General features: G+C 61.9%; 17 protein-coding genes. 12 read left to right on the top strand and 5 right to left on the bottom strand.

The annotated features are described in order from the left end of the window. The first annotated feature begins 152 nt into the window (after nt 1–152). The 7 genes from ACR9ZQ_RS10910 (at nt 153) to ACR9ZQ_RS10880 (ending at nt 5,074) form a co-directional block, all read left to right on the top strand. Nucleotides 153–893, top strand: a complete 741-nt coding sequence (locus tag ACR9ZQ_RS10910; protein ID WP_481427774.1) for a carbon-nitrogen hydrolase family protein — start codon at nt 153–155, stop codon at nt 891–893. A gap of 181 nt (nt 894–1,074) precedes the next feature. Further along, on the top strand, nt 1,075–1,389 hold the full coding sequence (locus tag ACR9ZQ_RS10905) for a BufA1 family periplasmic bufferin-type metallophore (protein ID WP_018115181.1): 315 nt from the start codon (nt 1,075–1,077) through the stop codon (nt 1,387–1,389). A 30-nt stretch (nt 1,390–1,419) separates the two neighbouring features. After that, nucleotides 1,420–2,346: an MNIO family bufferin maturase gene (gene bufB, locus ACR9ZQ_RS10900; protein ID WP_481427773.1), complete on the top strand. Its 927-nt coding sequence runs from the start codon at nt 1,420–1,422 to the stop codon at nt 2,344–2,346. Further along, a complete protein-coding gene (locus ACR9ZQ_RS10895) occupies nt 2,333–3,154 on the top strand; it encodes an HvfC/BufC family peptide modification chaperone (protein ID WP_481427772.1) in 822 nt (273 codons plus the stop codon). The genes bufB and ACR9ZQ_RS10895 overlap by 14 nt, the downstream gene beginning before the upstream one ends. Beyond that, nucleotides 3,147–3,674 (top strand): DoxX family protein, encoded by a 528-nt coding sequence (locus ACR9ZQ_RS10890; RefSeq protein ID WP_310387311.1) that lies wholly within the window; start codon nt 3,147–3,149, stop codon nt 3,672–3,674. The genes ACR9ZQ_RS10895 and ACR9ZQ_RS10890 overlap by 8 nt, the downstream gene beginning before the upstream one ends. A 211-nt stretch (nt 3,675–3,885) precedes the next feature. Continuing rightward, on the top strand, nt 3,886–4,452 hold the full coding sequence (locus ACR9ZQ_RS10885; RefSeq protein ID WP_310387313.1) for a sigma-70 family RNA polymerase sigma factor: 567 nt from the start codon (nt 3,886–3,888) through the stop codon (nt 4,450–4,452). After that, complete coding sequence (locus tag ACR9ZQ_RS10880) at nt 4,439–5,074, top strand: NrsF family protein (RefSeq protein ID WP_310387315.1); 636 nt, start codon at nt 4,439–4,441, stop codon at nt 5,072–5,074. The genes ACR9ZQ_RS10885 and ACR9ZQ_RS10880 overlap by 14 nt, the downstream gene beginning before the upstream one ends. Before the next feature lie 14 nt (nt 5,075–5,088). Here the strand turns inward: ACR9ZQ_RS10880 and ACR9ZQ_RS10875 are convergent, their stop codons facing one another. Both ACR9ZQ_RS10875 and ACR9ZQ_RS10870 read right to left on the bottom strand, forming a co-directional pair. Then, nucleotides 5,089–5,319 carry a hypothetical protein gene (locus ACR9ZQ_RS10875; protein ID WP_113323897.1) on the bottom strand — a complete coding sequence of 77 codons (231 nt, stop codon included), beginning with the start codon at nt 5,317–5,319 and terminating at the stop codon, nt 5,089–5,091. A 134-nt stretch (nt 5,320–5,453) separates the two neighbouring features. Continuing rightward, entirely contained in the window at nt 5,454–5,627 is a 174-nt protein-coding gene (locus ACR9ZQ_RS10870) for a hypothetical protein (RefSeq protein ID WP_310387318.1), read from the bottom strand. Between the two features lie 221 nt (nt 5,628–5,848). Between ACR9ZQ_RS10870 and ACR9ZQ_RS10865 the strand changes: the two genes are divergently transcribed. After that, complete coding sequence (locus tag ACR9ZQ_RS10865; RefSeq protein ID WP_113323899.1) at nt 5,849–6,049, top strand: hypothetical protein; 201 nt, start codon at nt 5,849–5,851, stop codon at nt 6,047–6,049. Between the two features lie 293 nt (nt 6,050–6,342). Here ACR9ZQ_RS10865 and ACR9ZQ_RS10860 read toward each other — a convergent pair whose 3' ends face one another. After that, nucleotides 6,343–6,657 (bottom strand): hypothetical protein, encoded by a 315-nt coding sequence (locus ACR9ZQ_RS10860; RefSeq protein ID WP_310387320.1) that lies wholly within the window; start codon nt 6,655–6,657, stop codon nt 6,343–6,345. A 60-nt stretch (nt 6,658–6,717) separates the two neighbouring features. On the opposite strand from ACR9ZQ_RS10860, the gene ACR9ZQ_RS10855 reads away from it, so the two are divergent. The 3 genes from ACR9ZQ_RS10855 to ACR9ZQ_RS10845 all read left to right on the top strand — a co-directional run bounded on the left by ACR9ZQ_RS10855 (nt 6,718) and on the right by ACR9ZQ_RS10845 (nt 10,024). Next, on the top strand, nt 6,718–6,981 hold the full coding sequence (locus ACR9ZQ_RS10855; RefSeq protein ID WP_007817636.1) for a DUF982 domain-containing protein: 264 nt from the start codon (nt 6,718–6,720) through the stop codon (nt 6,979–6,981). 109 nt (nt 6,982–7,090) lie between these two features. Further along, nucleotides 7,091–8,227, top strand: a complete 1,137-nt coding sequence (locus ACR9ZQ_RS10850) for a hypothetical protein (protein ID WP_481427771.1) — start codon at nt 7,091–7,093, stop codon at nt 8,225–8,227. A gap of 312 nt (nt 8,228–8,539) precedes the next feature. Continuing rightward, entirely contained in the window at nt 8,540–10,024 is a 1,485-nt protein-coding gene (locus tag ACR9ZQ_RS10845) for an MDR family MFS transporter (RefSeq protein WP_481427770.1), read from the top strand. A 15-nt stretch (nt 10,025–10,039) separates the two neighbouring features. On the opposite strand, the gene ACR9ZQ_RS10840 is transcribed toward ACR9ZQ_RS10845, so the two are convergent. After that, entirely contained in the window at nt 10,040–10,906 is an 867-nt protein-coding gene (locus tag ACR9ZQ_RS10840) for an SDR family oxidoreductase (protein WP_310387326.1), read from the bottom strand. Between the two features lie 77 nt (nt 10,907–10,983). Beyond that, nucleotides 10,984–11,640, bottom strand: coding sequence for an O-methyltransferase (locus ACR9ZQ_RS10835; protein WP_481427769.1), 657 nt, complete (start codon nt 11,638–11,640; stop codon nt 10,984–10,986). Nucleotides 11,641–11,731: 91 nt separating this feature from the next. Between ACR9ZQ_RS10835 and ACR9ZQ_RS10830 the strand changes: the two genes are divergently transcribed. After that, complete coding sequence (locus ACR9ZQ_RS10830; RefSeq protein ID WP_442206077.1) at nt 11,732–12,358, top strand: TetR/AcrR family transcriptional regulator; 627 nt, start codon at nt 11,732–11,734, stop codon at nt 12,356–12,358.

Raw genomic sequence — 12,358 nt, 5'->3', positions numbered from 1 at the left:
AGATGGGTCCCTGTCCATCGCGGTCAGGCCATCCGCTCCACCCGACGTCGCGGAAACGATCTCCCCGGCCTCGGTATGGGAAGTGGCGATCGTGGTGGACGGATGTTCGTCTGCTCGGATACGGATAATTGCGAGAGCAACCGGAAGCCTGAATGAAAACCGTCCGCATCGCCGCCGCCCAGACCTTGGAATATCGCGAAAATGTCGGGGCCGCCCTGACATGCGCGCTCGATATGATTCGTCAGGCCGAAGCTGAAGGCGCCCGCCTCCTCATCTTTCCGGAAGGTTTTCTGCAGGGCTATTTGACAGAGCCCGAAGCGGCACGACGAGCCGCCATGGATCTCGGATCCCCTGCATTCGCCGCCGTCATGAGCCGGCTCGCCGATGCCGGCCCCCTGATCGTCATGGGCATGATCGAGGCTGAAGGCGAAGCGCTGTTCAACACCGCCGTCGTCATCGAAAACGGCAAGCTGATCGGCCGATATCGCAAGGCGCATCTGCTCAAGGGAGAAAGCTTCTTCCAGCCGGGCACCGAGACCCCGGTCTTCACGGTCGATGGCCTGCGCTTCGGCATCAACATCTGCTACGACACCGGCTTCCCCGAAGCCGCCCGGCAGGTAGCGCTCGGCGGCGCGTCCCTCCTCGTCTGCTGCGCCAACAATATGATGCCGCGCGCCAATGCCGAAAAATTCCGTCACGTGCACAATGCCGCCAGAGGCGAGCGCTGCCGGGAAACGGGCCTGTGGCTCATCTCCGCTGACGTAACGGGGGAACGCGACGGGCGCATTTCCTGGGGACCGACAGCGGTCCTAAATCCTGCAGGCGAAGTGGAAGCGCAACTCCCTCTCGAATCCCCCGGTCTGTTGATTTTTGATATAACCTCCAAGCGGTAGCCGCCGCCAAAGAAGTGATCGCGCACACCCATTGTCGAGACACCGCGGGAAAGGCCGCCTCCGCCCCGCGAATCCCATCACGCGTTCGTTACCATCCCGCCTGTAACAACCCGCCCTCTCCTTGCGAATACCCCGACGTGCCCCGCTGAAACAGGGGCGTTTCAAGCAACGGAGACTACCAATGTTGAAGACTTCCATCAGCACCGCCCTTCTTGCCGGCGCGATCACGTCCGCTCTTGCCACGATGGCCAGTGCCGCCCCGCTGACCAAGGCTGAGGCCGCTGCTGCAACCGCAGCTCATAAGGAGAAGTGCTACGGCGTTGCGCTGAAGGGCCAGAACGATTGCGCTGCGGGTCCAGGCACTACATGCCAGGGCACCTCGGTCAAGGATTTCCAGGGCAATTCGTGGAAATTCGTCCAGGGCGGCACCTGTGCCTCGCTCGATATTCCGGGCGGCCGTCATGGCTCGCTGAAGCCGCTGACGCGCGACATCTAAGCCCAAAAGCTCAGGAAAGCGGAGGCGAACATGGCAAACGTCAGCATGACGAACGACCTTCCCATGGAGACGGAAAGCACCCTCCGCTTTCCGACACTTTCACTCGCCGGCCAGGCCGGTACCAGCTTCAAGCCGGAACATCTTGCAGCAATCTCAGCCGTATCAGGCCCGCAGGGTTTCTTCGAAGTCCATGCCGAGAATTACATGGGCGCCGGTGGCCCGCCGCATCGCGCACTCGAAAGGGTACGCCGCGACCACCCGATTTCACTGCATGGCGTCTGCATGTCGCTCGGCGGCCCGCAGCCGCTCGACAAGGAACACCTCAGGCGCTTCAAGACCCTCGTCGATCGCTACGAGCCGGCGCTGATTTCAGAGCATCTCGCCTGGTCGACGCATGTCGATACCTATCTGAACGACCTGCTGCCGCTGCCCTATACGGCCACAACGCTTGCCCATGTCTGCGATCACGTCGATCAGATGCAGAACGCCATCGGCCGGCCGATCCTGCTCGAAAACCCGTCCACCTACGTACTCTTTGCGGAATCCTCCATGAGCGAGACGGATTTCATCCGCGATATCGCCCGGCGCACCGGCTGCAGCCTGCTGCTCGACATCAACAATGTCTTCGTCTCCGCCACCAATCACGGCTTTTCAGCACTGCAATACCTGCGCGATTTTCCGCTGTCCGGTGTCGGCGAGATCCACCTCGCCGGCCATGCCGAACAGGAGGATGACGAAGGCGAGTTGCTCCTGATCGACAGCCACGACGGGCCGGTCGCCGGGGCCGTCTGGCAGCTCTATGAAATCGTCATAAACAGCTGCGGACCGATCCCGACCCTGATCGAATGGGACAGCAAGATCCCCGACTGGCCGGTGCTGCGCGCCGAGGCGCTGGCCGCACAGGCGATCCTTGATCGGCACGCCAGAGACCGGGAGACCTACCATGCCCTCGGCTGATATCCTGCCCATGCGCCGATCCGCGCCTGACTTCGCGGGACAGTTTTCCGCAGCCCTGCTTGCCCCCGATGCGCCGGCCCCTGACCTGGTGACAGGTCCGCGCGGCAAGCGGGCGGAGAAGCGCTACAATGTCTACCGCAACAACGTGACCGTCGGCCTGATTGCCGCATTGTCGTCGATCTTCCCGGCAGTCGAACGCATCACCGGGGCGGATTTCTTCCGCGCAATGGCCCGCTTTCACGTGCGCGCAACACCGCCCAGCTCGCCGCTGCTCTTCGAATACGGCAGGGATTTCCCCGATTTCATCGACCGCTACGAATACGCGCAGGACATGCCCTGGCTGTCGGATGTGGCACGCGTCGAGCGCGCCTGGCTGGATGCCTATCACGCCGCCGATGCGCCGGCACTCAAGCGGGAAGCCCTTGCGGCCGTACCGCCGGAAGAACTCGGTGCCGTAACCTTCCAGCCGCATCCGTCGACACGGCTGATCGCCTCGGCCTATCCCGCCGTGACCATCTTCGCCATGAACCGCGGCGACGGGCCGGTCGGCCGCGTCGAGAACCGGCCCGAGGAAGGTTTGATCACGCGCATCGACGACGAGGTAACGGTTCTCCACCTGCCGCCGGGCGGAGCCGCCTTCCTCGGCGCGCTGCTCTCAGGCGAATGCCTTGCAGCAGCCGTCGCGGCGGGCCTCGAGGCGGAGCCCGCCTTCGATCTCTCCGGCATGATCGGCGAGATGATCGCAGCCCATGCCTTTTCCACCATCAGGGCCTTCTCCCATGTCGAAATGGAGATTTTCAATGTCTGATATGCTTGATTCCATGCCTCACAATGGGCCTCGCCACGGCGCGCGCTCCCCGCTGGCAAGGTTGGTAGCGACGGCTGACGGACTTGTCCGCGCCGTCGCCCAGCCCGATATCGTCCAGGCTGTCCTCCGCGTGGCGCTCGCCGTTCCCTTCTGGCGCTCCGGCATCCTGAAATGGGATGGCTTCCTGCAGCTGAACGATACGGCAATCGACCTCTTCACCCAGGAATTCATGCTGCATCTGCCGGGCGGGCCTTACCCCTTCCCCATGCCATCAGTCATGGCCTTCCTGTCCGGCTGCGGCGAGATCATCTTCCCGACGCTTCTCGTCTTCGGCCTTGCCACCCGCTTTGCCGGCCTCGGCCTGCTCTTCATGACCCTGATCGTGGAGCTGACCGTGCCCGATGGCTGGCCCATCCACATCACCTGGGCGGCGATGGCGCTTGCCATCATGCGCTACGGGCCGGGCCGCCTGTCACTCGACCATCTGATCGCGCGGATGTCTGGCGCTGCCAACAGCTAGAATTCACCGCAGCAGCGATCCACATAGACACCCGCCCAGCTCCTCATCGCGCCGGGCGGCTTTTGCGCTTTGTTGCCGCACTACTCTTGCCGTTTGCCCGCCGATGCGCTCAATAGGCGCCGACGCCGGCTCTGCCTCACGTGCCGCGTCATCAAAATTTTCAGGATGACGGTAACAAACACGTGGCCCCGTGCGTAGAGGTGAGTAGCGGATGAAATATTCGGCCCGCGAAGAGGAATGGGCAGCCTGGATGCGCGCGGCAATCGCCGGCGACGCGCTGGCTTATGACCGTTTCCTGAAGGCCGTAACACCCTATCTGCGTTCGATTGCGCGCAGGCGCTGCGACCAGTTCGGTGCCCCGCCGAGCGAGGTGGAAGACGTGGTGCAGGAAGTTCTGCTGGCAGTACACCTGAAACGCGGGACCTGGGATATTTCGCGGCCGATCGGCCCGTGGCTGTCCACCATCGTGCGCAACAAGCTGATCGACAGCCTGCGCCGGCGTGGCCGCCATGTCAGCGTGCCGATCGAGGATGTGATGGAAACGCTGGAAGCCGACCACCAGGAGGATGGCGCCGACCGCATCGACGTCGACCGCATGCTGGAAGGCCTGCGCGACCCGCAGCGCGAAATCGTGCGGTCGATCTCGCTCGGCGGCGCCGGTATCCGCGAAACGGCCGACCGGCTACAGATGACGGAAGGCGCCGTGCGAGTGGCGCTGCACAGGGCGCTCAAAGGATTGGCGGCCCTCTATCGGAGCAACACGCGTGAAAACGGATGACCTGATCAACATGCTGGCAAAGGATGCGCGCGTTCGCATCCGCTTTGGCCGCGTCTTCATGATCGCACTGGTCATCGGCGTGGTGATTTCAGCCGCACTTCTCATCTCCACCATCGGCATCCGCAGAAACATGGCCGAGATGATCGAGACGCCGCGGGTCCTTTTCAAGCTCGGCACCACCCTGCTGATCGCCGTGACGGCCACCCGCCTCGCCTTCCGGATCGGCAAACCGGGCGTCTCGCTGCGCTCGGCGGCCCTGACGCTCATCCTGCCGCTGGCGGTTCTGATTGCCGGCATCGTGACCGAACTCCTCGTCGTGCCGCAGGCGAACTGGGCAAGCAGCATGGAGGGGCATTTCTCCGCCTTCTGCCTGTTCTACGTGCCGACCCTTTCGATCGCGCCGCTTGCCGCTATCCTCTATTCGGTCCGCCAGGGCGCCCCCGAAAGTCCGGGCACGGCGGGTGCGGTGGCAGGTCTTGCCGCCGGCGGCATTGCGGCCGCCATCTATGCCTGGCACTGCCCCGACGACAGCCCGCTGTTTCTGGCGACATGGTATTCGATCGGCATATTGGTCGCGACGGCAACCGGATTCCTGCTGGGCAGAAAAATCCTCCGCTGGTAGCGACGCACGACGCTCTAACGCGTCCGCTTGCCCGTCAGCGCCTGCCAGGCAAGCCGCAGCGTATCGAGGCGGGAGCGAATGCGCTCCTGTTGCGGGATGGCCAGCCGGTTGCGAAAATCGGCAAGCGCCTGGGCTTCAAGCCTGCTTCCGAGTTTTTCCGGCAGATGCGGCACGGGTGCGCCCGTCAGCCGGTCGATGACAGTCCAGTCGTCGCCGTTCCGGCGCTCGATGTCGTAACGGTTCATTGCAGTCAGGATATCTCTAAATTAGGGGTGTGGATCACAAGAAAGCGGTTTTCCCAGCGACATGCAATCGGCAAAATGTGAGTGAACGTCAGAAAATACGCTCATGGTCAAAATTGCGTTGCCAAAGCGTGATGTCATGCGTTCGATTTCGCCGTTCTCGTCTTGCCGAGGCGCTTGCGCACCTTTGCGGGCCTGGCCTTCAACTCGGCCTCCGCATATTTCAAATCCATGAGAGGTAGGGGCTTGGTGTTGATCGTGGCGATCTCAGCCTCGAGCGTGTTCAGACCCACGATGATCTCGTCGAACATTCTTGCTTCCCCGTGTCTTGCTTCCATACGCCCGTCCTCCCCTACGGTTCACCTCGCAGGCGCTACGGTAGCATCCGACAAAATGGCAGACCAATCCCACATTGGAGCTAACCCGAATGAACCTCATTTACCGTCTTTTCGCCATCGTCGCGACATGCATTGATAGCAATACGGGCTTAAGATGCTTTGAGCGTTGGGAAACCAATTCCTGGAGGATAACCATGCACGAGATGACGCCATCGGAAATGCTGAGAGATCCGCTGATCCGCCAGATGCTTCGCGCCGACAAGATCAGCCTGGCATCCTTTGCGGCCCTGCTCGATGCTGCCGCCCGTCAGCACGCCCGTCCTGCAAACGACAGCAGCTTTGCGACGTCGAAGATGCCGGATAGCTGGAGCGTCGATGCCGCGGCCTATATCTGATTGACCCTTTTTTGCCGATGCCCGTCCGACTCCGGGCACCCCTGAGGCCCGCTCCCAAGTGAGCGGGTCCTTTTTATTTGCGAAGGCGCGAGCCTCGAAAGTCTTCTTGAAATCCGCCGATTTGTCTCAAACGCCTGATGATGAAGGCGGCAGGCCCTCATGCATGCCTGCCGCCTCCCACCTCCGAGCGTCCGCCGCCTAGCGCTCCAGGAGGGAGGGCCACCATAGCCCGGCATTGTGGCCTTTCGGGCAGTTTGCCCTGAAGATATTCCCGGTGTCGTCTGGCGGTCACATCACCCATCTGGAGCAGCGGGATTGCTTTCGGGCATATGTCGTTGAAAGCGTTGGAGGAGATTAGGCCGCACCTGTGGATAAGCTGTGGAAACCCTGTGGATTGCAGGCCGCATGCGGGCGTAGTCCGGCACCTGGCGTTGCCATTTCGTTCCAAATGCGGTCTTCTGAACCTGCTTGCCATCGGCCTCCGCCGCAACTGACGCCGATGCAGCCACAGGGCGCTCCGACATCAGGTCGTAGAGCGCCCTTTCTTTTGCCCGCGGCAAATAAGTCACGTGCTCAACATTCACGCATTCCGCAATTCCGAATTTCATAATTCACGCGTATAGTGTGTTGGAGGGTCTCAATCTCCGTGCCTTGAGGGGTCGAGGACAATGAACTGGAACACGTCATCGGCATTCGCGCCGGTCGGGCTGGTTTTGCGCGGTCGGGAAACGCACACCGTCGTGCGTACGCTCGGCGACGCCGCATACCTGCTGATCCGGGACTGGCCTTTCGATGATGGCGAGGAATATATGATCGCCGTCAAAGCCTGCATCGACGCCATCTGTGGAGACGTTGCCCCGGAGCAATTCCGGGAAGCGTTTTTGCGCGCCGCAGACGAGGCGGGCATCGCCGCGCTGACGATTGTCCATTGATCGGCGTCCATTGAGGCAAAAGACATAGGCTGCATTGATTTTCTCGGCAAAACCGTCATCTGCTGACGGCGGCGCGATGACGCGCGCAGGTTCGACGATCCGAGAAGCAATGAAGACAGCAGCACTCATTGGCACAATCGCCTTCATGGCCTTCGCGGGGGCGGCTGTCGCGCAGTCGAGTGTTACTACCTCCCTGCCACGACCGGATTACGTCGCCGTTATGCAGGCGCTCGACAAAGACGGCAAGAAAGTCGATCCGACCGTCACGATTGTCCATCACAACGGTATATTTCTGAGCGAGACGCTGCGAGGTGGACGGACGAGCATCGGCTTCGGACCGGATGAGACGAAGCCGGTCCTGCGCTGGAGCAGGCAGGCGGACGGTGAGATCACGTATATCGAGCTTCTCCTTCGTGACCGGAAACCGGATGCCACGCAGACAGAAGCGCCTCAGGCGCTCGCAGAGGTTTCTACCATTGCCGGAGAGCACTGCACATGGCGCGAAACGGCGAGCAAATCGCCCTCGCCCGGGACATTCATAGCGCGGGACCAGAACTGCGTCACCGAGGACGGCATCGTCATCGAAACACGGCTGCTCGCTCCGAATGACGTGCCGATCTATCACACCCGCCTCGCCAGCCTCGACCGCCGCGCCATCGCCCCTGCGGAGATCTACCCGCCATCGCAGATACTGACATCGGAATTCTGGCTCAGGCCGGTCCACAGCCAGAATGCCGATCCTTCCCAACCCGATTTCGACATCACGCTGGAGACCATAGGCGGCTCGACGATCCGCCTGTTGCGCCATTATCCCTGGCACTATCGGGAACAACGGGACCGTGGCGGCTCCCTTCGCATCACGATCTGGAACAAGCTCGAAGCGCAAGGCATCTCCTACCAGCAGGCAGGCGGCGATCGCAGGCTCACGGCGAGGCGTCCGGCAGACGATGGCTCTGCCTCGTTCAAATTCAATGACACGACCGGGAAGGTTTCGCTCGGCAAGGCCGAGACAATCCAGGGCGAGAGCTGCGAATGGTTTGATCTGATGCCGGGGATTCAGGACGCCGGAAACAGGGAATGCCTCACAGGCGACGGGCTGCCGCTCAAGCTTGATATCAGCGGAATGAATTTGGCTTTCCCCTACACCGCCACATCAGTCCGCCGTCGCCCTGTCGCTCTCTCGGAGATGCGCTTGCCAGCCGAAGCCTTTTCGCTGGACGAATGGGGATTGCCTGCGGTGCGGTAGCGCCTATAGCGCTCCGCATGTTAAATGCTTCTGCCCAAGTCCTTGGGCAGGAAAGACTTTCTCTTTCTCTCCCAACAAAACCAGTCATTCACCGCGCAGACGCGCGGTGGTTGGATTCCTGTGACAAGCATAGGAAAGAGGGAGAAAAAGATACGCCCTGTCCTAACATCACAGCGAAGCCTCGTAAAAATCGCCTTGCATCCAAGCGACAGCATAAAGACATAGGAAATACGCATACCCGGTGTCGCAATCAGCCCGGCACTTTCGTCTTAAGGCAGAACTCCTTCTTTCAGATATGGATATAGGAACGCCATGACCAGTGAACCCTTGCTTTCAGAGATCGAAGAACAGGCCGAACTGCCGGTCGAAGACCATAGTGCCCGCAACAGGCTGGTGATCGGCCTGCTGCTCGTCTCCGCCTTCGTGGTCATCCTCAACGAAACCATCATGGGTGTGGCGATCCCGCACCTGATGGCCGATCTGAAGATTCCGGCGAGCTCCGCCCAATGGCTGACCTCGGCCTTCATGCTCACCATGGCCACCGTCATCCCCGTAACAGGCTATCTCCTGCAGCGGCTGAACACGCGTCCGGTCTTCATCCTCGCCATGTCGCTCTTTTCCGCCGGCACGCTGGTTTCGGCCCTTGCCCCCGGCTTCCCCATGCTGGTCGTCGGCCGCATCGTCCAGGCCTCGGGCACGGCGATCATGATGCCACTGCTGATGACGACGATCATGAATCTCGTGCCGCCGCATTCGCGCGGCAAGACGATGGGCAATATCTCGATCGTCATATCCGTGGCGCCCGCTATCGGCCCGACGATCTCGGGCCTCATCCTCTCTTCACTCGACTGGCGCTGGCTCTTCCTGCTGGTGTTGCCCATCGCGCTTGCGGCTCTCGCGCTCGGCGCCTCGAAAATCGAAAACGTCACCGTGCCGTCGAAGGCGCCGCTCGATGTTATCTCGGTCGTACTCTCGGCCATCGGCTTCGGCAGTTTCGTCTTCGGCATCAGCGAGCTCGGTGCGCCCGAAGCGAGTGCGACGCCGCTCGATCCCCGCCTCATGCTTGTTGCCGGTGCCGCCGTCATCGCCATCTTCGTCTGGCGGCAGCTTCATCTCCAGAAGCACGAGCGGGCGCTGCTGGACCTGCGCACCCTCCAGACGAAGACCTTCACGATCGCCGCCGGCATGATGGCGATACTGATGATGTCGATGTTCGGCGTCTTCATCCTCATACCGATCTACCTCTTGTCCGTACTCGGGCAGACGACCTTGACGGCCGGCCTGCTGCTTCTGCCCGGCGGCCTGATCATGGGCCTCTGTGCCCCCTTCGTCGGCAGGCTGTTCGACCGCTACGGCCCTGCCCGTCTGGTCATTCCTGGCGCACTCCTGTTCAGCTCCGTCATGTGGGGCCTGACCTTCCTCACCGTCACGACGCCGATCTGGGTCGTACTCTGCTTGCACATCGTGATGAGCATCGGCCTTGCCCTGATGTTCACGCCGCTCTTCACCGTCAGCCTCGGCTCGCTGCCGCCGAAACTCTATTCCCACGGCAGCGCCATCATCGGCACCACCCAGCAGGTCGCCGGTGCCGCAGGCACCACGCTCTACGTCGCCATCATGACCTGGCGCGCAGGCATCCTGACTCAAGGGGAAGCAGATGCCGCAACGGCAACCGTCGGCGGCATGCAGTCCGCCTTCTTCGTCGGCGCACTGATCTCGCTGGCAGCGGTCGTGGCTTCCCTTTACGTGAGACGCCCGCCCAACCAGCCCGAGGGACAGCCGATGGGAGAGCATTGAACGCTTCTGACGAGCCTAGCGCGCGTAATAGCCTGGCTGGTCGAGATCATCGAGGAGGCTTCGGCAGGTTGGCTGCCAGCCGAGCAACCAGCGCGTATGGGCGCTGGAGGCCGCCATGTTCGTTGACGCCATAGTGGCAAACCAGCCGAAATGTTCGCGGGGGCGAGACTCCACCGGCAGGCCGAGCTGGCGTCCGATCACCTCGGCGATCCGCCGGAACGGCACCGCCTCATCGGCGACAGCATGATAAGCAGCTTCGGTCACGCCGCTTTCGAGCGCCAGGCGGTAAAGACGCGCCGCGTCCAGCCGGTGCACGCCCGACCAGCAATTCCCTCCATCGTCAGGATAGGCGGATACGCCTGTCTCCCGGGCGATGCCTGCGAGGATCGGGACGAAGCCATAATCGCCGATACCGTGCACGCTCGGGGCAAGACGTACCGTGGCCGCGCGTATCCCCTGCCCGGCAAGTACCCGGGCGGCGGCTTCCGATTTACGAGGAGATGCCGGGTTCGGCAGGTCCGCTTCCGTGGCACCGAGCGGAAAGCCCAGCAGGCCGGATGTGACGATGAGCGGACGATCCGATCCGGCAAGCGCGCTTCCGAGCACATGGATCGCGCGCTCATCCTGCGCCGCATTGTCGAGGAATTTCGAGAAGTCGTGGTTGAAGGCGGTATGGATCACCGCATCGGCCTTGGACGCGGCCTCGCCGAGAAGGTCGAGATCATCGAGCGATCCCGGAACGAGCTTTGCGCCGATGACCGCAATGGCCTTGGCTTTTGCGATCGAGCGGACCAGCCCGCTGACCTTGTGACCGGCGCGGATCAGTTCCTCGACGATGGCAGTGCCGACCCAGCCGGTCGCACCCGTTACGAATATGTGCATTGAAAATCTCCATGACGGGGCGCCCGATCGGGCAGCCCTGTTTGAGGTTAGGGTGGTTGTGCGGGAAATAGTCGAAGTCAGGCCATGCGCATCGACAGCTCGATGTCGTCGGCAAACGGCGTGGACATGTATCCGCCTGCAGGCGAACGGACATGGTCGAGATATTGGGGGCAGTAATCGGCATCGTCGGCAATGACGAGCGCGCCGGGCCGAAGCCGGCCTTCGACCAGCGCCAGCACCTCTGGATAAAGCGACTTCGCCCCGTGAAGCAGAAGCAGGTCGATACTATCAGGAAGATCGGTCCTCAATGTCTGGAGCGCATCGCCTTCGCGGATCTCGACGAGATCGGCAAGGCCGCCTTCGGCAAGGTTCTGTCGCGCCCGCGCGACCTTGGAAACCTCGAATTCGCTGCTGATCAGCCGCCCGCCGCCATTGTCGCGAAGGGCAGCGGCAAGATAGAGCGTCGAAATGCCGAAGGACGTGCCGAATTCGACGATGGTCCTGGCATTGGTGCTGCGCACCAGCATGTAGAGCAGCTCTCCGGTCTGGCGCGAAACGGGCAGCCACAGGTCTTTCATGCGTTCGTAGAAATCGAGATATTCGGTCTTGCTGTGCATGAGCCGTTCCCGCTCATCGCGGGAGAGCGCGGCCATGGCCGGGCTGGTGGCCTTGTCGGCCTCGGCAAACAGTTGATCGAGAAGCGGCGCGAGCGGTGCGCTTGCGAGAGTGTTCATCAGAGAAATCCTTCATTTCGGATGGCTTGCTTTCGAAATGAAAATACGAATAATCCGTCGCATTCGCTAATCGCATTTGCGGAGCGCCGGTATGGCCGATCGTCCAAGCCACGGAATTTCTTCAAGAAAAGCGCCGCGACAAGCGCGCTCGAACGAGCTCGTAAACGCCATTCTGCAGGCCGCTGTTCAGGTTTTGGCTCAGGAAGGCGCGCAGCGTTTCACGACTGCCCGGGTGGCCGAAAGGGCGGGCGTCAGTGTCGGCTCGCTCTATCAATATTTCCCCAACAAGGCCGCAATCCTGTTCCGGCTGCAGAGCGACGAATGGCGGCAGACCTCGCATCTTTTGGGCGAAGTCTTGAACGACAGCGCCCGCCCGCCTCTCGACCGGCTGCGGTCCCTCGTCCACACCTTCATTCGCTCCGAATGCGAAGAAGCCGCCGTCCGGGTGGCGCTGAACGACGCGGCCCCCCTCTATCGCGACGCCCCGGAAGCGCAGGAGGCACGGCAGGCTGACGACCCCATTATCGAGCAGTTCATGCGCGAAGCGCTGCCCGATGGATCGGACGCAATTAGGACCATGGCCGGAGACCTGATCATGACGACGATGAGCACGGTCGGAAAGGAATTTTCCGAGGCAGCGCATGACGAGAGCGAAATCTCAGCCTTCGCAGACGCGATGGCGGACATGTTCTGCGCCTACCTCCGCAGCCTGGGCTAA

This window comes from Rhizobium sp. KNZ14-9A (assembly GCF_056755015.1).
The sequence above is the reverse complement of the archived record's forward strand: the minus strand, read 5'-3'. Positions and strand labels throughout refer to the sequence as shown.